22 protein-coding genes are annotated in these 22,031 nt (G+C 44.2%); 12 read left to right on the top strand and 10 right to left on the bottom strand.

The window, feature by feature from the left end; all coding sequences use genetic code 11:
• The first annotated feature begins 1 nt into the window (after position 1).
• Positions 2-901 carry a carbohydrate ABC transporter permease gene (locus EC604_RS14995; protein ID WP_192895113.1) on the top strand — a complete coding sequence of 300 codons (900 nt, stop codon included), beginning with the start codon at positions 2-4 and terminating at the stop codon, positions 899-901.
• Entirely contained in the window at positions 898-2,475 is a 1,578-nt protein-coding gene (locus tag EC604_RS15000; RefSeq protein WP_123064929.1) for a glycoside hydrolase family 43 protein, read from the top strand. Before EC604_RS14995 ends, EC604_RS15000 begins: the two co-directional genes overlap by 4 nt.
• A gap of 214 nt (positions 2,476-2,689) precedes the next feature.
• On the opposite strand, the gene EC604_RS15005 is transcribed toward EC604_RS15000, so the two are convergent.
• On the bottom strand, positions 2,690-3,409 hold the full coding sequence (locus EC604_RS15005) for a suppressor of fused domain protein (protein WP_123064930.1): 720 nt from the start codon (positions 3,407-3,409) through the stop codon (positions 2,690-2,692).
• Between the two features lie 131 nt (positions 3,410-3,540).
• On the opposite strand from EC604_RS15005, the gene EC604_RS15010 reads away from it, so the two are divergent.
• Positions 3,541-3,870: an ArsR/SmtB family transcription factor gene (locus tag EC604_RS15010; RefSeq protein WP_123064931.1), complete on the top strand. Its 330-nt coding sequence runs from the start codon at positions 3,541-3,543 to the stop codon at positions 3,868-3,870.
• A 141-nt stretch (positions 3,871-4,011) separates the two neighbouring features.
• Here EC604_RS15010 and EC604_RS15015 read toward each other — a convergent pair whose 3' ends face one another.
• Positions 4,012-4,488 (bottom strand): trypsin-like serine protease, encoded by a 477-nt coding sequence (locus EC604_RS15015; RefSeq protein ID WP_123064932.1) that lies wholly within the window; start codon positions 4,486-4,488, stop codon positions 4,012-4,014.
• Between the two features lie 37 nt (positions 4,489-4,525).
• Positions 4,526-5,281, bottom strand: coding sequence for a hypothetical protein (locus tag EC604_RS15020; RefSeq protein WP_123064933.1), 756 nt, complete (start codon positions 5,279-5,281; stop codon positions 4,526-4,528).
• 105 nt (positions 5,282-5,386) lie between these two features.
• On the opposite strand from EC604_RS15020, the gene EC604_RS15025 reads away from it, so the two are divergent.
• The 3 genes from EC604_RS15025 to EC604_RS15035 all read left to right on the top strand — a co-directional run bounded on the left by EC604_RS15025 (position 5,387) and on the right by EC604_RS15035 (position 8,938).
• Complete coding sequence (locus EC604_RS15025) at positions 5,387-5,749, top strand: DUF3221 domain-containing protein (protein WP_123064934.1); 363 nt, start codon at positions 5,387-5,389, stop codon at positions 5,747-5,749.
• A 294-nt stretch (positions 5,750-6,043) separates the two neighbouring features.
• Positions 6,044-7,816: a SulP family inorganic anion transporter gene (locus EC604_RS15030; RefSeq protein WP_123064935.1), complete on the top strand. Its 1,773-nt coding sequence runs from the start codon at positions 6,044-6,046 to the stop codon at positions 7,814-7,816.
• Positions 7,817-7,891: 75 nt separating this feature from the next.
• Positions 7,892-8,938: a phosphotransferase gene (locus tag EC604_RS15035; protein ID WP_123064936.1), complete on the top strand. Its 1,047-nt coding sequence runs from the start codon at positions 7,892-7,894 to the stop codon at positions 8,936-8,938.
• A gap of 142 nt (positions 8,939-9,080) precedes the next feature.
• On the opposite strand, the gene EC604_RS15040 is transcribed toward EC604_RS15035, so the two are convergent.
• Positions 9,081-10,076 carry a DUF4003 family protein gene (locus tag EC604_RS15040; RefSeq protein ID WP_123064937.1) on the bottom strand — a complete coding sequence of 332 codons (996 nt, stop codon included), beginning with the start codon at positions 10,074-10,076 and terminating at the stop codon, positions 9,081-9,083.
• A gap of 27 nt (positions 10,077-10,103) precedes the next feature.
• Positions 10,104-10,478, bottom strand: coding sequence for a DUF6713 family protein (locus tag EC604_RS30930; RefSeq protein WP_345789272.1), 375 nt, complete (start codon positions 10,476-10,478; stop codon positions 10,104-10,106).
• Between the two features lie 232 nt (positions 10,479-10,710).
• On the opposite strand from EC604_RS30930, the gene EC604_RS15050 reads away from it, so the two are divergent.
• Both EC604_RS15050 and EC604_RS15055 read left to right on the top strand, forming a co-directional pair.
• On the top strand, positions 10,711-12,087 hold the full coding sequence (locus EC604_RS15050; RefSeq protein WP_123064973.1) for an amino acid permease: 1,377 nt from the start codon (positions 10,711-10,713) through the stop codon (positions 12,085-12,087).
• A 230-nt stretch (positions 12,088-12,317) separates the two neighbouring features.
• Positions 12,318-13,220, top strand: coding sequence for an SDR family oxidoreductase (locus EC604_RS15055; protein ID WP_123064939.1), 903 nt, complete (start codon positions 12,318-12,320; stop codon positions 13,218-13,220).
• Positions 13,221-13,370: 150 nt separating this feature from the next.
• Here EC604_RS15055 and EC604_RS15060 read toward each other — a convergent pair whose 3' ends face one another.
• On the bottom strand, positions 13,371-15,872 hold the full coding sequence (locus tag EC604_RS15060; RefSeq protein ID WP_123064940.1) for a transglutaminase domain-containing protein: 2,502 nt from the start codon (positions 15,870-15,872) through the stop codon (positions 13,371-13,373).
• Positions 15,873-16,263: 391 nt separating this feature from the next.
• A complete protein-coding gene (locus tag EC604_RS15065) occupies positions 16,264-17,022 on the bottom strand; it encodes a GNAT family N-acetyltransferase (protein ID WP_123064941.1) in 759 nt (252 codons plus the stop codon).
• Positions 17,023-17,184: 162 nt separating this feature from the next.
• Between EC604_RS15065 and EC604_RS15070 the strand changes: the two genes are divergently transcribed.
• Complete coding sequence (locus EC604_RS15070; RefSeq protein ID WP_430538791.1) at positions 17,185-17,844, top strand: M48 family metallopeptidase; 660 nt, start codon at positions 17,185-17,187, stop codon at positions 17,842-17,844.
• A gap of 1 nt (position 17,845) precedes the next feature.
• Here the strand turns inward: EC604_RS15070 and EC604_RS15075 are convergent, their stop codons facing one another.
• Complete coding sequence (locus EC604_RS15075; protein ID WP_123064942.1) at positions 17,846-18,928, bottom strand: saccharopine dehydrogenase; 1,083 nt, start codon at positions 18,926-18,928, stop codon at positions 17,846-17,848.
• A 194-nt stretch (positions 18,929-19,122) separates the two neighbouring features.
• On the opposite strand from EC604_RS15075, the gene EC604_RS15080 reads away from it, so the two are divergent.
• Positions 19,123-19,494 (top strand): iron chaperone, encoded by a 372-nt coding sequence (locus EC604_RS15080; RefSeq protein ID WP_123064943.1) that lies wholly within the window; start codon positions 19,123-19,125, stop codon positions 19,492-19,494.
• Complete coding sequence (locus tag EC604_RS15085; protein WP_123064944.1) at positions 19,491-20,036, top strand: isochorismatase family protein; 546 nt, start codon at positions 19,491-19,493, stop codon at positions 20,034-20,036. The genes EC604_RS15080 and EC604_RS15085 overlap by 4 nt, the downstream gene beginning before the upstream one ends.
• 111 nt (positions 20,037-20,147) lie before the next feature.
• Here the strand turns inward: EC604_RS15085 and EC604_RS29730 are convergent, their stop codons facing one another.
• Both EC604_RS29730 and EC604_RS15090 read right to left on the bottom strand, forming a co-directional pair.
• Positions 20,148-20,369 (bottom strand): hypothetical protein, encoded by a 222-nt coding sequence (locus tag EC604_RS29730; RefSeq protein WP_151458080.1) that lies wholly within the window; start codon positions 20,367-20,369, stop codon positions 20,148-20,150.
• 230 nt (positions 20,370-20,599) lie between these two features.
• Positions 20,600-21,202: a hypothetical protein gene (locus EC604_RS15090; RefSeq protein WP_123064945.1), complete on the bottom strand. Its 603-nt coding sequence runs from the start codon at positions 21,200-21,202 to the stop codon at positions 20,600-20,602.
• Between the two features lie 198 nt (positions 21,203-21,400).
• Between EC604_RS15090 and EC604_RS15095 the strand changes: the two genes are divergently transcribed.
• Positions 21,401-21,850 carry a hypothetical protein gene (locus EC604_RS15095; protein ID WP_123064946.1) on the top strand — a complete coding sequence of 150 codons (450 nt, stop codon included), beginning with the start codon at positions 21,401-21,403 and terminating at the stop codon, positions 21,848-21,850.
• Positions 21,851-22,031: the final 181 nt, after the last annotated feature.

A 22,031-nucleotide genomic window follows, 5' to 3' on the forward strand; every position in this document is an offset into this window, starting at 1 on the left:
TGTGAATCGAATTAGCGGAAAACGAAGCCTGGGTGACTCTATTTTCTCCATCACCAATGGCATATTTATGTTGCTTGTTATGGTTGTTACGTTATATCCTTTTTTAAACACCATTGCCGTATCTTTCAATAACGGTCTGGATACGATTCGCGGGGGAATCTATCTCTGGCCGAGAGAGTGGACGCTGCAAAACTATGTATCTGTGTTCCAAAATCCACATCTGACCCAAGCGGCATTTATTTCAGTTGCCAGAACGGTTATTGGAACCGTGGTACAACTCTTCTGTACAGCTATGCTGGCTTATGTACTGAGCCGAAAGGAATACATGTTTAATAAGTTTGTCACTACACTCTTTGTGATCACAATGTATTTCAGCGGCGGCTTGATCCCTGGATACATGCTGATCAAACAAGTGGGACTGTTGAACAGCTTCTGGGTGTATATTATTCCTGGACTGATCGGGGTATTCAATATGATTGTCATCCGTACCTACATTCAGGGGTTATCCGAGGGACTGATTGAATCGGCCAAAATGGATGGTGCAGGAGATTTCCGCATCTTTATGCGTATTGTGCTTCCGCTCTCCAAGCCGGTGCTGGCTACGGTTGCACTCTTTATTGCCGTAGGTCAGTGGAACTCCTGGTTTGACTCCATGCTCTATACGGCAGGTAACCGCAATTTGACCACCCTGCAATATGAACTGATGAAGCTGTTATCTTCGGCAACGTCACAAGGGGGAATGGTCAATGTGGATCAATACAAAAATGTGACCAATATGGTCACCCCCGTATCTATTCGGGCTGCCATCACCATCGTGACCGCGATGCCCATCGTTGTGCTGTATCCGTTCTTGCAAAAATACTTTGTCACTGGACTCACCATTGGAGGGGTAAAAGAATGAACAATGTTAATCAAGGCGAGCAATGTACATTTAACAATCCGATCATGCCTGGATTTTATCCAGACCCGTCTGTCTGCCGGGTAGGAGAAGATTTTTATCTGGTCACATCCACGTTTGCCTATTTTCCCGGCGTTCCGATCTTCCATAGCCGCGACCTGGTTCACTGGGAGCAGATCGGCAATGTGTTAGATCGTGCGTCTCAGCTTAATCTGCAAGGCGCAGGGCATTCGCAGGGCATCTTTGCGCCAACGCTCCGGTATCATGAAGGGCTCTTTTATATGATCACAACGAATGTATCTCATGGTGGAAACTTTGTTGTAACCGCTACCGATCCGGCTGGGCCGTGGTCTGATCCTTATTTTATTGAAGGTGCGGAAGGCATTGATCCAACGATGTTCTTTGATGAAGACGGGAAGGCGTATTATTTGGGAACACGTCCTTGCTCCGAAGGTGTGCGTTACAACGGAAACTGGGAAGTGTGGCTTCGTGAACTGGATTTGGGCAGCATGAAGCTGGTCGGAGACAGCTATGTTCTGTGGCGCGGGGCGATGGTAGATGTGATCTGGCCAGAAGGACCGCATCTGTACAAAATTGGTGAGTATTATTACCTGATGATTGCCGAAGGTGGCACAGGTCTGAACCATGCGGTTACGATTGCACGCAGCAGCAGTCTGACCGAAGGTTACGTCGGCAATCCGAAAAATCCGATTATTACCCATCGTCATATGGGCAAGCATTATCCGGTTATTAATGTAGGACATGCGGATCTGGTACAGGCGCCTAACGGTCAATGGTTCATGGTGATGCTGGCTTCCAGACCATATGGCGGGGCTTTCAGCAATCTTGGTCGTGAGACATTTATTGCTTCAGTGGAATGGGAGGATGGATGGCCAGTCATCAATCGGGGGCTTGGAAAACTGGAGGAGCAGGGTGTGCTGAATCTGCCAGCAGTACCTGTGGCACCGGATCTGCGCTGTGAAAATTTTGACAGTGACGAATTGGGCCTGCAGTGGATGTTCCTGCGTAATCCTCAGGAGAACCTCTACTCGTTGACTGAACGGAAAGGTTACCTGCGTTTGAAGTTGAAACCGCAAACATTGAAGGAACTTGATAATTCCAGCTTTGTCTGTGTGCGGCAGCAGCATATGGATTATGTCGCTGCGACTGCGATGGAATTTGTGCCGCAGCATGAACATGAGACGGCGGGTCTGGTGGTTATTCAGAATGACCAGTATCATGTGCGAATTGAACGGGCCCGTGAAGGTGAGCAGCAGGTGCTGCGGGTAATGACGTGGCTTGGTGGTGAGGAATCACTGGTTGGTCAAGTTGTGCTGGATGGAGAAACTCCGCGTGTATACATTAAAATGGTGGCGCTAGGGCAGCAACTCAGCTTCTACTACAGCATAGATGGAAGGAAGTATCATCTGGTTGCAGGACAAGTGGATACGACCAGCTTGAGCACGGAGGTGGCTGGCGGTTTTGTAGGCTGTTGTATCGGTGTGTTTAGTAGCAGCAATGGTCAATCCTCTGATCAGGTGGCGGACTTTGATTGGTTCGAATATGGCTCGTACTGATATGTAACGGGCAAATTGTTGAATATCAACGTTTAGTCCTGGAAGCGGAGCTAGATAAGCACTCGAAGTTCACATCATAACAAAGGAAAGCTCAATCCAGTAGCAGATGCCCGCACAGGATTGAGCTTTTTTGATGTTCGTTAAGAAGAAGGATTAGTGATCTTTGCAAAACATTGCATTTGAATTCTTTTCAAATATAATTCGAATGATGTTTTTACGCATTCTCGCAGGTGTTAATCCGATTCAAATTCATTATTTCATTAACATGTTGTGTTTCAAATTGATCAAGCAGAGCGTCCAAGCCATACTCTAGCTTATGTTCAAGCTCCTCCAGATAAATGGGAAGGATCGCATAGAAGTGCACAGTTTGCCCATCCCCCATGTCCAGTGTGAGGAAATCCTCTTCGACCTCAAGCGGAGGCAACACGATTAAGGCGCACATATCTGTATTGTTGGAAAATGGCGTTGCCGGGTCGCCATTGGGTACTGTATGACCCCAACTCAGCCAGGTATCATAGTCATGTGGCAGTCGAGCCATCGTTTTCAACCATCGGATCGGCCAGTAATTATCCGATTCCTCTAGTTCTTCTTCTAATAGAGGCCAATCCGGAGGTAAACATATCATCAGTTCTGCATACTTATATTCCTCTGCATCTTCAGGTGTGTTCATCGGCAAGGCGCTCATGCCTGTGGTATACAACGTATAATAATTACGCTCAGGTGTCGGACGAATGATATGAACATCAATATGAACTTTGTCTGACACCAGCTCATGGAACACAGAGTCGGCTTCGCCGAGATACGTATCCGCGTGTTTCTCAATTCGCTGCAGCCATTCGGTTGCTGCATAAGAGGTAGACTGCCACTCGCGTTCCAAATCTTTATGACGAAGAATAGGAACACCAGAAGGCGAATATTCAGATGATTTAGACATGTTTACCGCTCCCTTGCGCCATATAATGTACTCGCTTTTCATCATATCATATCGTGTGAATGGAAGCCTGTACTTCGTTCTATGGTATGATAAGGTCATGTTGATGAGTTCGATTGAAGGAGCAAAAGGGTATGAATCAGAACGTACAACAGTTCAAAGCCGATTTCTTCAAAGCACTGGCACATCCGATGCGAATTCGCATTCTGGAACTGCTGGGTGAAGGAGATAAAAGCGTCAATGAATTGCAAAGCATTCTTGGAACGGAGGGTTCTGCAGTATCCCAGCAGCTGGCTGTGTTACGTAGCAAAAATGTGGTACAGGGCATTAAAGAAGGCACAACCGTCACCTACTCACTGCGGGATCCGCTGATTAAAGACCTGCTGACTGTTGCCAAACAGATTTTTGATAACCATCTGGTCGATGCAATTTCAATGCTTGAGGATATGCGTAAAGACAGCTGACACAAGAAACAAGAGCAACCGTAAGTTGGCACGGGAGCTCTTGTTTTTTGGTGTATATTATATTCATATGAATATAAGAAGGGAATATCAACTACCTAGCAGATCGTTATTTCTCTTAAATTACATTAGTATACACAACGTTCAAAGTGGGTTTGATGACTTATAAATAGTAAAATCTGAGCCAAAGTGTTCAGCTACTTTACTAGTTTTTGCAGCAAAGCCCCAAGATAGTGTACTAGAATCCCCACCACCACTGTGTACGCCTAATAATACTTCTCCAGCCCAAGTAGTTGACCCACTATCACCAGGTTGAGAATAATCTTTTGTATTGCCGGTTGCATAAATTTTCACTACATCTTTCGTTATAACACCTGAATCAGAATCTGTATAACTTGTACTCGTTTCCTGTACTTGACCACAAGTATAACCTGTCGTGATTCCTGATTTACAAACATATTGATTCATTAAGAAGGAACCTGAGTTTGTATATTTTGCATCATAATTAGTTACAGCTTTTGCAAAGATAAAGTTCGATATTTTCCTGCCAGAGTTAGTAACATTAATTAACCCGATGTCAAAGCCACGACTCTTATAATAACTTAGGTGATCCGTACCCACATTACTGCTCCATTGTCTTACGACTGATCCATCACCTTCAAGACAATGACCAGCCAGCCGTAGCTAAGAACTTAACGCCTCCTTTTGTAGCAGTGAATGCAGTTGAACACGAACCGGAACTTTGTATTCCAATCCCTCCCCCTAAAATGCTATGATTTTCCCTTCGTGAGAATTCATTGTAATTCTTAGCTTCTGGATCAAAGACAACATTCACAAATTTCTCAGCACTTTCAAAATTGTCCGTAAGTAATTTTGTCGATTTCGCAAAATTATCTGTAAACAGTTGAGAAGCAATAGTCATATTATCTACTTTATTAATGATTACGTTGACTTTATTAGCTTTTTCATCGACACCAGCAGAAGAAATTTGAATGCCCTTTGCTTCTAAAATTTCACGGTTGCCAAATATATTATCTTTGATCTGAGTTAATTCATCATAGGTGATGTCTGAAACGATAAACCTAACCTTTTCATTAAGTCGCTCAGATAATGTTTTTTTAATTGCGTCTGTAGAGTTGTCCTCATATTTAAAAGCAATAATAATTGTAAAGCCATTATTTCGATCAATGTGAACCGTCCCATATTTCTGAATTTTTTCATAATCTCCTAATATTTCAGCGACTGCATTTTGCATGATCATGATGTCATCCATTTCTGCAGATATTTGCTCTTGGGAGACTTCCTGCTCTAATGTCTCCCGGTTAACTTCTGCATGCACATCTTTATTGGTGAAAATTGAAAAAAAAACAAAAATAAGGATTGGAATAATAACATAGCTTAGTCTGTTCTTCATAGTTTGCCTCCTGGTAATAATTTGTTTTTATCCAATAATTAGGCTAAAATAGGTTGTGAATAGGAGACAAGAGAATAGCATCATTTAGATTATAGGAGGTTTAATATGAAAAAAATAATGCTAATCATCTTAATTAGTTTGATTACACTGCCTGCTTGCACTAACAAAGAGGAAAAAGAAAATTATCCAATTTATGAAGGTACTGTGGTATTTAAAACAGAGGAAAATGACAAATACAAAATACTTGTTCTTCAAAATATAAGTAAGGAAGATTTGGAGAATGGTAAATTAGAGGATTTTATTGAATTAGCACAAGAACAAACGGAAGCCTCATATTATTATATTGAGAAGAAAAATTACGAATCAATTGATTTAGGACAACGAGTAAGAATTACTGCTGACTTTAATCAAAACGAGTCCTTGCCTCCCATTAGAACAGTTGTGAAAATTGAAAAAATCTCTGATTAAGATACAATCAAACACTAAGCTTTCATTCTTAGGAATAGTTTTACATTTTGTGAGAGAACCATGATTCAATTCCACTAATGATGGACTTGAATCATGGTTTCTTTGTTCCCATGAGCTATATGTGCTATCGCTTTAAATAGTTTTGCATTTTAGTTTCTAGTATGATCTGTAAAATTTATAAGAGCACAATTTTATAGGACTGTGATATTTGCGATTGACAGAGCATATATCAAGGAGTAGTGTTCACTTTATATTCAAATATTCAAATATATGAAGAAAAGAAGGTTATGGAGCATGAAAGGCATCGGGAGATATGCGGGTTATCGAATAGCTGATTTTCGCAAGGATCTGATATCGGGGCTGATTGTAGGTATTATTGCGATTCCTCTGGGTATGGCTTTTGCCATCGCTTCTGGAGTCAAGCCGGAATATGGATTGTATACCACCATTATTGCAGGTATTTTGATTTCACTGCTGGGCGGTTCCAAATTTCAGATCGGTGGGCCGACGGGGGCATTTATTCCGATTCTTTTTGCTATAGTCATGCAGTATGGTTATGAAAATTTGCTCATTGCTGGCATGATGGCTGGACTGATGCTCATTGTTATGGGGGTATTCAAACTCGGAGCATTAATTAAATTCATTCCAAGACCCGTGACGATTGGCTTTACAGCAGGCATCGCTGTTTTGATTTTTAGTGGACAGATCGTGAATGTGCTGGGACTTACGGGTGTCACGAAACATGAGGATTTTTACTCCAATATGAAAGAGATCGGGATGCACATTGGGACGATTAATATATACAGTTTGCTGACAGCGGGGGTGTGCCTGGCTGTTCTTCTGCTTGTGCCGAAGTTTGCACCCAAAGTGCCTGCTTCCCTGCTGGGTCTGATATGCTCGACCGTTGTTGCAGCCGTCTTCTTCAAAGATCAGGTGGCTACGATTGGCTCATCTTTCGGTACAATTCCTGGAACCTTACCTGGATTCCACCTGCCGGAGGTCACATGGGAGCGTATCGTGAATCTGCTGCAACCTGCTTTTGTCATTGCTATGCTCGGTGGTATTGAATCGCTGTTGTCCGCCGTTGTCGCTGACGGTATGACGGGCAGCCGCCATAACAGCAACCGGGAACTGATCGGGCAGGGGGTTGCCAACCTTGTCACACCATTGTTCGGTGGAATCCCAGCGACAGGAGCCATTGCTCGTACAGCAACAAATATTAAATCGGGTGCAGTGTCTCCATTATCGGGCGTAATTCATGGTGTTGTTGTTTTGCTTGTTCTGATTTTATTTGCACCGTATGCATCCCATATACCGCTTGCCAGTATGGCGCCGGTTCTGATGTTGGTGGCCTGGAATATGAGCGAACGAAAATCCTTTGCTTATGTACTGCGAACCAAAACGGGGGATTCACTTGTGTTGCTTTTGACCTTTCTTCTTACTGTATTCACGAGCCTTACGACTGCGGTGGAGGTGGGATTGATTCTGGCGGTCATTCTATTTGTGAAACGAATGAGCGAGATGCTGAAAGTGGCCAAGGTACTGCCTGATCCGGATCATAAACATGAGAAGGTTATGGCTCATATGGTACGGGAGGGACATGATTGTCCACAGATCAGCTTGTATACGATCGAAGGGCCGTTATTTTTTGGTGCAGCGGATATGTTTGAAAAATCGGTTATGGATTCACTTCCGGAGCGTCCGGGTATGCTCTTGTTGCGCATGGGGAAAGTTCCTTTTATAGATACAACAGGAGAGGCTAACCTGGCTAGTTTAATCAAACATTTTGAACGTTCAGGCGGGATAGTACTGTTGTCAGGCCTTCAGGAGCAGCCGCTCGAAATGCTGAAACGAACAGGTTTGCTGGAACGGTTAGATCCGGCACATCGGTTTGAACATACGGGAGAAGCTATAACCTATGCATTAAGGCATCTAAACGAAGAAAAGTGTAAGGGATGCAAACATTTGGCGTTTCGGGAGTGTGCGGCTTTGTCTGGTTGTGGGTTGGAGCCTAAGCCTGAGCAGAAGCAAAAGTGGAAAGTCGTAACCGGTAAAACGGCTCCTTAATAACCGTTCCAATAAATTCCTGTATGTTATATATTAAGTATATTGACGAAATATCAGACAGGAAGGAACTTGACTATGTATAATCATCCAACGGCTTTGCGTTCAGTGCTCAGTCCGGCATATCTGGAGTGGGCATTACAGGCACATTATGATATCGGAACGTGGGAAGAATGCAAGTTTTGGCTTCGAGGTTTGAATGACACTTACCGGGTACGAACAAGCCAAGAAACGTATATATTGCGTGTATATCGCACCGAGGTATCAGAAGCAGATGTTCATTATGAACTTAGTGTGCTGACTGCACTAAAAGAAAGATTGGTTACGAGCGAATACACTAAGGTGGGAGAATTTGTACCAACGAAGGCGCAGACTGATTATATCATGCTGGATGCAGCTGAAGGGAAGCGGGCAGCTGTTATCTTTCATTATATCGAGGGAACGGAGAACAATCTGAAGGATGAGCATTCCTGCTACGCTTTTGGCCGGTCTGCTGCTGAACTGCACCAGGCTATGGATCGGATTAATCTGGAACCAGAGCGAGAACAAGAACAAGTGTCAGCGTCAGTAACGGAGTTGGAGTCAGACATTGCAAGGTTTAAGCTGGATACGAAATTTCTCATCGATGAGCCACTGGAGCGAATCATTCGTTATATTGGAGAAGCTCATAAGGAAACAGCATTTTTGCAAGCGTTTGCTAACGTGTTAAAAGAAAAGATTGTTGCCGTCTCCAGATCAGGTCTGGACTACGGCTTATGCCATGGCGATATGCATGGAAACAACAATGTGTTTGAGCGGCAAGAACGCTTCATCCATTATGATTTTGAATGGGCTGCTCCGGGATGGCGTGCGTATGATCTGGCTCAAGTGAAAGTTCGGAAACGGCAGTCGGGTGATTCGGAGCAAAAACAAAAGCTATGGGATGCGTTGATGAAAGGATACCGCTCGGTTCGAAATTTTACGGATGCAGACGAACAGGCGATTGATTTGTTTGTTATCGCTCGTAGGTTCTGGGTGATGGGTCTGGACGTTGCTTTCATCGAAAATGATATGGGTGCGCTGGATTATGGCGAAGATTGGCTGAATGACTTTTTGGAGGAATTTCGTGGGATGGGGATCGTGTAGTGAACCGAATCATATCTAATTGAAAATAACTGTTAAAAAAACGATTATGCGCGTTTACTCACATAATCGTTTTTTTATCTATATGTTGGCCTTGCTAGAATTAAAAACAAAGCCACATGCAATTTTGAGCTACCGATGTCAACTACGATTGAGTGGAAGAGGTAGCTGCAGCGGCTGCCGCTCCAGCAACGGCTGCGTTCATGGCTGCTTGCTGAGCGGCGATAATGTTGGTAATCGTTGTGGACATGGAAGATGTGAGGATCTCATTCTGTAGACGCTCCACATGTTGAAGTGCAGTCAATGCAGACGAGAACAGCAACAACTCCTGTTTGTTTATGGACCAAGCCCCAAAACCCTCTTGGATTCTTAACCAGTCATACGTCTCAACAACCTGATCTACCAGCAAGTCGATCTCTGCTGGCAATAATGCAAATAGTGCGAGTGAAGGCAATGTGTACGTTTTATCCATCCGAAGATTCCTTGAACGGAAAGCCTCGCTTAAAGCCAGCAAACGTTCACTAACCTCAGGGCCGCCATCCCCGATAACGAGAATGTGTGTTAAGGTCTGCACGCTGTTTTTCGCGGAAAAGTTAGGCTTTAACTCCCGATAAAACTGCTCCATATGCGCGATAGCGGTGTCCACTTCCAGATCAGAGAAGGCTAACATTGCTGTGAAAATATAATCATCATGCCCTGTGAGGAAGGGATGCTCTTCTTTCATACGGTCGTAGAATGATTTGGCGCGTTCCACGGTATGCTGAAATTGATCGGGCGGCACTTGAGCAGCGATCTGATAGGCAGCCATCACCAGGTAATCAGAGTTGCGGAACTTGATTTCTTTCATTAAATCATGGACTTGAATCGTATGTTGCAGTCTTGTAAGTTGATCCGTTGTCAGAGAAAGCATAGCTGCAATATGAAAGGAGGAAGGGCCTCTAAATGCAGAGAAACGTTTGGTATGCTGTTTCATCAGGTCATTGCTTTGCTGAATGGCTTCTGGATCTATACTTTTATTTTCCACAACATAGAGCAAGGCTGCCAGACGACGCATGATCGGGTGCTGCCATTTGAATGGTTTCTTGAGAATTAGGGTGTTAGCCACGAATAATTCGGCTTTTTCCAGCTGTTGTGGTTGCATGTGTAACCCTCCTAATGGTTCGTATGTTTATTTCAACATGAGGAATATGATATGAAGCAGCGCAATGCATCCCATTGGATAGATCAACGATCTGGAGAACCTATTTTTAAATCCGTTCTGAGGATGCTTTTCGAAAAAGAAGTGTAACACGGTATGTATGATAAAAAACACATCTAGTACCCAGAATGTTAAGGTCTGGTAGGAACTGAAAAGAAGTGAGAAGATGATCGTATACAGTGGAAGATGAATCCAGGTGAAATATGTATATGCTTTTTCTGCTTCCATATCTTTTAACACGATAAACAATTTCCATTCGGACCGTCGGATCGCATCCATTTCATGCAGTAGAAATAGCGAAAGGTTAAACAGAAATAAGATCAATAACAAGCTTGGCATCTTCATTCTCCTATTTCAGATTTTCATGGATCTATTTGTGAAGGGCATTAAAACTCATACGTTATTGCCATGGGAAAGGTTCCAGTAACTGAGCTGTTCTTCAATTCCTCATAATCCATATTGTATTTCTGCTTCACATCTCGTACAATTTGGTGAAGTAATTCTGCATTGCGTTAATGTGAATGGATTGAAATGGAATAACATTAGGAAGCTGTTTATGAGAAAAGGGGAGAATCACTTGGAATCAAAGGAACTATCGAGAGGGCTGAAACCCCGTCATGTTGAGCTGATTGCGCTCGGCGGTACGATTGGCGTCGGGTTATTCATGGGATCGGCAAGCACGATCAAATGGGCAGGGCCATCTGTGCTACTGGCCTATTTGCTGGCCGGGATCATTATCTTTTTTGTTATGCGTATTATGGGGGAGATGTTGATTCAGGAGCCGGTGACCGGTTCGTTTGCAACATTTGCTCACAAATATATTGGCCCGCTTGCCGGGTTCTTAACGGCCTGGAGTTATTGGTTCCTGTGGATCACGGTGGGCATGGCAGAAGTTACGGCTATTGGAATTTACGTGGGATACTGGTTCCCGGATATTCCGCAGTGGATTCCAGCACTCGCAGGTGTTCTCATTATTGCAGCAGCCAATCTGGCGGCGGTCAAGTTTTATGGCGAATTCGAGTTCTGGTTTGCGATGATCAAGGTGACCGCGATTGTGGCGATGATTATCATCGGAACAGGTCTTATATTCTTCGGATGGGGGAATGGAGGAGAGCCGATTGGCTTGTCCAATCTGATTAGTCACGGAGGCTTTTTCCCGGGAGGCATCAAAGGATTCCTGTTTGCGCTATGCATCGTCACAGCTGCCTATCAGGGTGTGGAGATGGTCGGAATTACGGCTGGCGAAGCCGAAAATCCGAAGTATACGCTGCGCAAAGCGATCAAAAACATCGTGTGGCGTATTCTCATTTTCTACGTAGGTGCGATATTTGTAATTGTTACGCTGTATCCGTGGAACGAGGTAGGGGAGACGGGAAGTCCATTCGTGCTTACCTTTGCCAAAGTCGGCATTGTTGCAGCCGCGGGTATTATTAACTTCGTGGTGCTGACAGCAGCGATGTCGGGATGTAACAGCGGGATCTACAGCGCAGGACGGATGTTATACACACTGGCAGAGAACGGACAAGCGCCCGCTTTTTTCAAAAAGTTGTCCAAAGGCGGGGTTCCCCGCAACAGTATCGTAGTGACTATCTCTCTTCTTCTGATCGGAGTTGTACTTAACTATCTGATGCCGGATTCGAAGCTATTCCTCTACATTTACAGCGCCAGTGTATTGCCGGGAATGGTGCCTTGGTTTGCTCTGGCGTTCAGTCAGTTTAGATTCAGAAAGCGCTGGGGGCAGGAACTCGCGGAGCATAACTTCAAGTCAAAATGGTTCCCGATCAGCAATTACATCATTATTGTGTATCTCATTCTGGTCATTATCGGTATGGCCTTTAACCCGGATACACGTCTGCCGCTAATTGTTGGTGCGACTTTTATGGCGATTGTGGTGGTTGGTTATTACGTATTTGGCATCGGCGGTCGGCAGTCCAGAGCTAACGATTCCAAATAAACAATAATTACAACTGTAATGTAATCCGTTTAACCAATGATAAGCTACCTGTGTAGCAACAATGATGATGCACTTCTTCAACATACTCGGGTGACTCGCCAAGAGTCCCGTATGTTGAAGAAGTGTTTTTTTTAGTTTAAATAACGGGTAACTCGGTTACAAAGGAAAGAGTGAACCTTTACACATATGAAATTCACAACACATAAATATGAACCGAGGAGGAACCAAACATGGCTACGCAAGATCAGCATTCGATTCAAGATCCAACGACACAATATCCGAAGGCAACGAAGGATTGGAAACAGCAGCAGGATGAGCCGGGATTGCAGCGCGAGATGACTCCAGTTCCGGATTGCGGTGAAAAAACATACAAAGGGAGCGGGCGTCTTACAGGGCGTAAAGCGGTCGTTACCGGTGCGGATAGCGGGATTGGCCGGGCGGCAGCCATTGCCTATGCGCGTGAAGGTGCGGACATTGTACTCTCCTATTTGCCAGAAGAGGAAGCAGATGCCAAGGAAGTAGTGCAACTGATCGAGGAAGCAGGCCGAAGAGCTGTCGCTGTTCCAGGTGATCTAAAGGATGAGAAATACTGTGAGGAACTGATCGAAACGGCGGTCAGAGAACTTGGGGGTATTGACATTCTGGCGAATGTCGCGGGCAAACAGCAGTTTGTCGAGCAGATCGAAGACCTGACAACGGAACAATTCGATGCAACGTTCAAAACGAATGTCTATTCCATGTTCTGGCTCAACAAAGCAGCAGTCAAACATATGAAAGCAGGCGGTTCGATTATCAACACTTCGTCGATTCAGGCGTATAAACCGTCTCCGATTTTGCTGGATTATGCAACGACAAAAGCTTCCATTAATACCTTCAGTAAAGCACTCGCCCAGCAAGTCGGCAGCAAAGGCATTCGTGTGAACGTTGTCGCACCAGGTCCAGTATGGACTCCATTGCAGGTTGTTGGTGGACAACCTGTAGAGAAACTGGCTGAATTCGGCAGCAACACACCGCTTGGCCGGGCAGGACAGCCTGCCGAGATGGCTCCAGCGTACGTATTCCTGGCGAGTCAGGAATCCAGCTATGTGAGCGGAGAGACTTTGAATGCCAATGGTGGTACGGTTAGTCCATAAGCGGATAACGCTATATATTATCTCGAGATAACCTCGTTACAGTAGATCAGGAGATCAATCCATTCCATGAAGTTGCCAAAACAAACAGGCCAAGGCAGAGTCGCTCTGCGTTGGCCTGTTTGGATGTGTTGTGTACCATCAGAAGTTGATTTATTTCTGCTCCGACTTCGTTTCCAGTAGTACATAGCTCCCTAGTGTGGCGAGCTCCGCGTTATCCAGTAATGCTTCATTCACAGCAGTCACCGCTTCAGTTGTTGCATTCAATAGTTCATCGAAGTCAACAGGTGAGGCAAACCTGAGCACGACAGAAGCCTCTCCTTTTTTCAAGTGTGTCTCGGTTTTGCTCTTATAATCGTTAATTGAATCAACTTCAAGCCCGTTTTGTACATAATAATCATTGGCGTCGCTTTCGCCTTTGAACAACCCGAGTTCGGAATCGAGCCAGTAATCTTTGTCCGCGATTGTCTTCTGACTTGCAGCTGTCTCATCATTGGCATTGTACAAGAAATAAGGAATTCCGGAGTTGGTCAAATTATTGGTTGCATCAACGTTTAACCACTCGTTTCCGATTTTCACCTTGTTCCATGCATGAGGTACGCCGCTGGATGCTCCCGTAACCACGATACTCTCTAAGCCGGACAGATCTGAGAGCAGCTTGTATACAGAAGCATAACTTGCACATACGCCGACGCCTTTAACGAGAATACCATAGGTGGTAAACGAGTCGTTAAACTGTGCGTCAACGTGTTTGAAGTTGTTTTGCTCTGCATTTTCGAGCGCAGCGTCATCATATTTTGCATTGTCGTTCAAATAATCGTAGATGACTTTGCGTTTCTCATCATCGCTCATGCCTTGTTTAATAATAGAAGCAACAACCTCTTGGGCTTTGGCGATAATCTCATTTTGTTTTTTCTGGATATCTGCAGCCGTTTCGTTGTAATGAATGGAAAGGGTCAGTGTGCCATAGTTATATTCAAAGCCTTCTACCCCAAGAATCAGTGGATTCTGGTACATGACTTTCAAGACAACATCCGAAAGTGTTGTGAAATTCTGAGCTTCAGGAAAAGCTTTCAGGGAGATACTGTCCTGAGCGGCAATCATATTTTTAGCCAAAACTTCTTCCAGCGCAGAATCTGCGTTCATGAAATCATCGCCAGTAGCTGGCTCAGGGACAATCTCTTGATTGCCTTGTTCTACATTTTGCTCGGTATTGGACTTCTGCTCGTCGACAAGGTTTTGCTGGGAATCTGTATCTGTTGCTGCACCTGTATCTGTTTCCGGAGCGGATGTCTCTTTCGAGGGATCACTCGCAGATTCGCTTACCGTCTGATCGGCAGCTTCTTCGCGGGTAGTGTCATTGTTCTCCGTTGTAGCAGAGGATGAGTCTGAATGTTCTTCAACTTCTGACGGTGTATCATTATTTTTAATAATCGTTGGCACATCCGGTGCAGGTACATAAGGTGTATTGTTTTTAGGCTCTACGAATCCGTTACTGGAATCGGCCACACGTTGCTGTGTAAGCTTATCTAGATCTTCCTGAGTGACATTCTCTACGCGGACGTAGCTTTTAAGTGCTGTTCCCTTGACATGGAAGGGAATGTCAGTTTCATTAAACTCTGAAATCTTTACATTAGCCGCATCATAGACAACCGTTTCGCGGGCCAGCGAGCCGTCATTGTACTCTACGGTTATTTTCTGAGGCAGTTCGTTCACGTTTTTCAATTTGTTGAGATAGAGTTGTTCTTTCGTAGCCGAAGGTAATTGGGTTGCTAGCGGGGCTGTAGCCACTCCGTTACTGAAATTCGATTCCTTGCCGTTCCCGATTGCGGTAACGTAGTATTCTCCTTTGAGCCCAAGATTTTGATGCGATGTAATAATGTCATCATAAAATCCCAGTCCGCCACGCCCATCCTTCATAAAGTCGTTAAATGTCGTTTCGGTTGTTGTCGTGACAAACAAAGGAGTGGTGTCATCATAAGCGCGCTCTGCCCCTGGGAGAGGGAGATTCGTATTATCAAAAATATTACCTCGAAAATCTAAACGGTTATATATCTTGTATCCGGTTGCGCCTTCAACCTTATCCCAGACCAGCTTGAACCGTCTGTCTTTGTCGATCTCATATCTAAGATTAGGTACCGGAAGCTCAGACTTTACAGTAAAAGGTATAATGATGGGTTCATCAAGCAAAGTGGGATTCTCTGCATCCGGATCATAGTTTAGGCGAATATAATAGATTGGAGCTCCGCCCCAACTACTTTGCCCCTTGATTCGCATGGAATCGGAACTCAGAACACCCCAGCTCATTGGTTTTACAGAAACACTATTATCTTTATAGTCTACCAACCATCTTACTTTACTGGCTTCGAGTCCTTTAATATCGGTATGTACTGAGATAATATCATGGGAATAATAATCTATTTTGCTCAAATCGCCTTTAAACTTAAACGTAAATTCTTCATCCTGCGCTACATTATACATAGGCATAATTGCTTTTTCCGAGGCTGTGCCATACTTCTCTTTCAAACTTAAAATGCTGGAGCCTTGCTTGGGTTCGGTTGATTTGTTATCTGTGGGGCTGCTTTCCTGATTATTACTCTGGCAACCAGCCAGAAGCAGGGTGAGGGCAAACATCATAAAAAATAGTCGTTTCATGGTACACCGCTTTCTACTTATTCTAGGTATAACTTATTTTCAATCCTCTTACCTTGTTAACCTCCTATTAATTTCCTAATACCTTTGATAGTTTATGGTCATACCTACTTATTGTCAAGGCAGGTGTAGGGGATTCGTAGACCTATACGTAGGTAGAACAGTCCAGCATTTTTTATACAGAAACGATGATAGAAGGGAAAATCATGGTGTATTGGATTCAGCTCGATGGGTTAGGCGAATGGAAACAAATCGAACGCAACTTGAACAGATAAATCTCAACGATTGAGCAGTTGAGGAGAAATTAGAAATAGCCTTTCTTAATATATAATTCTTAATATATAAGAGAGGCCTGTTTAGCTTTAGTAGAAATTACTCCACATGCTGAAACTTTCTATGTATAATTCTTAACCCTGTACCAATACGGATAGGCATCGGTATATCCCAATTTTGCATATAGTCGCCGTGCGGCTGCATTGCCCTCGACCACTTGCAGATAGCTTGAATTAGCACCATGGCTTTTTCCCCAATGCAACAAATGCAGAATCATCTGCTCCGCCAGACCGCGGTTACGGTAGTCCGGATCTGTAATGATGTCATGTAGTCCAATGAATCCACGTTCAACCACACCCAGCCCACAAGCCGCTATACAGCCGTCAACAGACAGTGTGATGAAACCCGTCATTGCACGGACATTGAGTAACATCTGTATCATGGTTCCCCGGAACTCTTCATTGACCGCATTTAAACGGCAAAAATGATGCAACCATTCCTCCGTTAACTGCTCATTGATGTGTACCTCCAAATGTTCAGGAACTTTCAGATTCTTCAGCTCTCGAAGCTGTACGAGCGTTTTATCTACAACGACATAACCTTTATCTTGTAAAAGTTGATCCAATTCTTCGGGCTGAACGAACGGTGTTATTTTAAAAACGGTATTTAACCGGTTCGAACTGTAGATATTCTCACATGCCCTGATCTTCTCATGCACATCCAGAGTAGAAGGGTAGATCGGTTGAACGGAGTTGGCACGTTTTGAATATCCTTTGGCAAAACGCAGCACCCAACCGTCATACAATGAGGTTGATAAAGGTTGCCAGTGGTTGAGAGTCAGTTCTTCAATTAGACGATGTTTATGCTCTGTTGCATACATGCTGATCCTCCTAACATAGGATATAGGCGATATAATAACTGGATTAAATAATAATACATAAAAATGTATAAAAATTCAATACGGATTGTTCGGATGTTATGCATCTGAATGGTATAATCGACAAAGAGATCAATTTGTGGAAATGGAGTACAAATAAACATGATTAACATAGAGATTCAGGGTCGAATAATTACATGTCATATCGAATTCGGTAAACGAAAAAAGGCCTCCATCACCATGGAACTGCCATACATGGTCACCATTAAGGCTCCCAATGGCGCGAGTGAGGAAGTGATCCGGCGACTGGTTATGCAGCATGGAACTGAGATTGTACAAAAGTCAGCTCGCATGCAGCAAGTGCTGGATGGTCCTCAAGCCAAAGAATATGAGAATGAGGGCAAAGGGTCATTTTTGCTCTTTGGCAAAGCCCATGCCTTGCATCAATTAATTCCGGTGGAGGGATTAACGGAAGAGGAACTGCGATCGAATTTGAAAAAGTTTTATTTTGCCGAATGCAAACGCATGATTGGGCAACGAATTATACGTTATCAGCAGGAGCTGAAGGTGAAGCCGAAGTCCATCGACATCGTAGACTCTCCCACGAAATGGGGGAGCTGCAGCTGGGACAAAAAGCTGACGTTTAATTACCGCCTTGCCATGGCACCGCCAGAAGTTATTGATTATGTCATTATCCATGAGCTGTGCCATATTCATCATATGAATCATGACCGCTCGTTCTGGCGGCGGGTAGGTAGTATTATGCCGAATTACAAGGAAAAAGAAGATTATCTCATGCGCAATGGCCGAACCATGACGTTGTAGGTTAACCGAGTTGAACACCATGAGCTGTGTAAAATTGTACAGCGGCATCCCGATCCGTATGGTGATCCAGCCAATGCTCAGGATAATAAATTCCTGCAGCCATCGGCTTGTCAGCAGGCAAGCGAAGCAGCTTATCCGCCTGAATAGCAGCACCGAGTGCTGTGAGATGGGACTGTCCCTGAGGATCGGAGACGGTTAACCTGCGCTTCACCTGTTTACCCGAGTTATCCATACCATTCAGTTCGATGACAAGATGATGGGCGCCGCCGTTTCCCGGGTTGTAGAGCAACTTGCGTCTGAGGGGCGTAAACCGTTCACCACTAATCATGCTCCAAATTCCAGTTTTGACCATACTCGCAAGTGCGTACATGGATAATTTATGATCAAAGGCAATGCGGAAGCTGGAAGCATCGATGTGGCTCTGCCGTGGAAGCGTAACGTGATCCGGTGTATCGAGCCTGTAACATGGCGTTCGGTATCCTCCAGGAAAAGTGACAGGAAGCGGATCAGTCATTGGATAAACTTCACGCTGTGTATTCAATTCAGTGATCTGAAAAGGGATGCTCATCCGATCCATAAAAGTAACGGAGTCAGGCCCCGCTTTGTCCCGGAGTGAATACAAAGCACTGATATTCATCTCCACATGATTAAGGTTCTCAGCAAGCATCATGGCAAATAAGGAAGCTGTTCCGCCCATCCAGCCGGAAGACAAAATAACAGGAGAGCGTAGTTCTTCTTGTTTTACCGTGTGATGTGCCTGATGAAATACTTCTGTCCAGCGAGTGACGTCAATGAGCGGGATGCCTCGCCGAATGGCAGATACGAGCAATGAATCCTGTAAATCATTTACGGCATTGATGATTAGGAAGACGTCATCTTGGACGTGGATTAGAGGATCGGGTGCAGCTGTATCCACAATGACGGTGTGAACACGGTTTGAAGCAAACGGAGGTGTTTTGCCAGAAGAACGGCCTCCAAGTAACAGTTCTAGATCAGCATGTCTGTCATGCAAGATGCGGGCAATCTGTGCACCAACTGCGCCATAACCGCCGGCGATAAGAATTTTCCGATTTGTGGTAATCATGAAGTTAACCCTCCATTAAATGTTTAAATGTTCGAACGTTTAAACATATTGTAAAGTTATCTATCTCAAAAATCAAGCCGATGCATTCTCCTGCAGAAAAACAGTTGTTTTTCTAGCATGCTGATAATGTACAATAGAGCCAATAGTACTCGCCGCGAATCACTCTAAAACGGATGTGGCGGAAGGAGCCCAAGATGAATCAAAACGGACAACACTCGGAACTAGTGGATGAATATATCGCTTCATTTCCAGCGGATGTGCAACTAAAATTACAGAGGCTGAGGCAGATCATTGGTGAGGCAGCACCGCTCGCTGAAGAAAAGATCAGTTACAAAATGCCTACATATGCGCAGCATGGGAATCTGGTTCATTTTGCCGCGTACACGAAACATATTGGCTTTTATCCTGCACCCAGCGGTATTCTGGCGTTTAAGGAACAGCTCTCCAGGTTTAAGGGGGCGAAGGGCTCCGTTCAGTTTCCACTTGATCAACCGTTGCCCGAGAATTTGATACGCGAGATTGTTGAATTCAGGGTGAAGGAGAATGTGGAGAGGAGTCAGAAATGAATAAATGCCTAATTGTACTTGATGTCCAGCGAGGGCTTACCATACAACGAGATGTATCAGCAACTGTGTCAAAGATCGAATCGGTCATGGCGATTTTTGAGAAGATGAATTGGCCGATTATTTTTACTAAACATATTGATGAGCAGCATGAAGAATCCTCACTCTACCGCGGGAAAGCAGATTATCTGGAAATTGTTGTGAATACGAAGCAACATCTTGTCCTGGAAAAGAACAAACCGAGTGCTTTCAGTAATAGTGACTTGAAAAAATGGCTATGCGATCAGCGGGTTGAGCACGTATTCATTGTTGGCTTTAACATGGAATATTGTTGTCTGTTTACAGCAATTACTGCTGAACATGAGGGTTTTAAAGTGACGCTGATTGAAGATGCAGCCGGTACGGTGAATACAGAAGAGACTTATGACATGGAAGGACTGGATATACCTGATTTTATTGGTTCGATTCTCAATTGGTCAGGCTGCATAGAAGTTCTATATACAGATGAATTCAGTGACGTGTACTCCCAGGGTGTTGAAAAGTAGTATTTGTTTATAATATGGATGCCACTTCGTTTCTGGCTAAACAAAACTTATAAAAATCCGGATGAATACTCATCCGGATTTTTTTGATTCCTGCTCTTTCCCCAACGGTTTCTACTCAAAGTAATAGGTAACATCGGAGTTGCTGGCCGCAGGGATCAGATACATAAAATAGGGGCTCACCTGCAGGTGTATGTTCAAATCAGACACACCGAGACTTCGAACCGTTAGATTGAAACGGCCATTTGCATCGACTGCGACGGTTTCCGTACGAATATGTTTTTCTTCTGGTGACGGGCCATGAATCTGAAAGGAGGCCAGCGATCGGTAGCACAAGCAGCGAGCTTAATTTTATTTTTGTACTCATCATCAATCTGTAAAACTCCGCTCATCTTCAGTACACACCCAGAGGGATACGAAGTGTAACTTTATATATATCATCGTCTGTTTTATTCGTTTTGCTTAGGTGAAGTTGGATGCATGCAACAAAAAAAGAACATAGGCTATCCTTAGACGCATGATAGCCTATGCTCCTCTTTCATATTTTTCATATCTCTCATATGCAATCAGTCCAGATTCAAGTCGAAATCGGGCTGGCACATATAATCTATGGGATACAGATCATCTCGTGCTGAGATCAATGCACGGAAGTGGAGATATAGATTGTCCGCTTGCTCCACAACGCCACCTGCTCGAAAAGGGACAAGCTCAGCTACGACGAAGACATCTTCCGCATTTGTACAGCGAAAAATGACATTGCTTGGGTTAATGACTTCTTCCATATAACTGTAAGTCATCACATGAAAGGACTGCCCGCGCCAGTTCGTCTGAATGACGCGATATGACTGCGTTCGGATCAAGTCCAAGTAACGCTCTAACTGGAAGGTATGTTCAAACTGTGTGATATAACCTTTTTGATCTACATCGATCGTAAACTCTACATCATAGCTTTGATGGAACTCTTCCTGATATGTACCCTTCATCATCTTTATCGCATCAAAGTGTGATCCGAAGTTGGGATCAGTCACATAGGGAATGGAAATCAACTCAGGATCAACATGTTGAGAAATCTGACTTGTCGTGGATGGAGGCTGGTTATACTTGGTTGGTCTCAGATCAATAGAACCGATCATACTGCCGGGAAAACCGGGGCTGCAACTTATTCTCATAGTTATCTCCTCGAAATGTAGTCATTTAGTTGGACGAAGCTGACGGGAGAAAGTTGCACCTTAATTATGGAAGGGATATCAAGGTGAACATTCATCAGCTGACTTGAACCGGGAGATTCCAGAGGATATAGTGTAGAGGATATTCTAATCTATCAATGACATATACAAGAAGTATAGATTCATGAACGGGGGTTTGTGATGTTATCCACCAAAGTTATTGAACATTGCCGCGTGAAAGGCTGGTGGCATGAAGATGTACCGGCTGAATATGAAGAAGCACTGCGGAAGCTGGATGTCGATCTGAACTCGGACTTTGCACAATTTTACCTGCATGCAGAGGATGGACCGACGTTTTATAGCAGACATCAGGAGCTCTACCAGATCTGCTGGGTGATCGAGAATACCGTGTACCTGCAGGATATGCATATATCGCAACTTACACTGGGACTACCAGAGGCGTACATTCCGCTGGACAGCTTTGAAGGGGAAGGTGGATTTTTCTATAATCGTCAGACAGGCGAGGTTGTGCTGGTTGAACTGGGCGAGTCGATTGAACTATTCCTGAACGGAGAGAGCAAGCCGCAATGGGCGGATTTCAATGCCTTTCTGGAGTGGTATTTCGGTTTGGCGGAAGTGACCACACTGTAAAGGAACGAAGAGATACCGAAGTATACAACGAAGCAATACGAGAGATGACTATAATTGTTGTAAACATGAATGTTCTTCTGATGATATTCGTTTTATCCTGGGTATACAGTAAAAGGGTGCTCCCGTGGCTATGAACGCCAAGGCAGTACCCTTTTACATGTTCCAACTCGATGAACGATAT

The organism is Paenibacillus amylolyticus (genome assembly GCF_003719335.1).
GTDB lineage: Bacteria > Bacillota > Bacilli > Paenibacillales > Paenibacillaceae > Paenibacillus > Paenibacillus amylolyticus_D.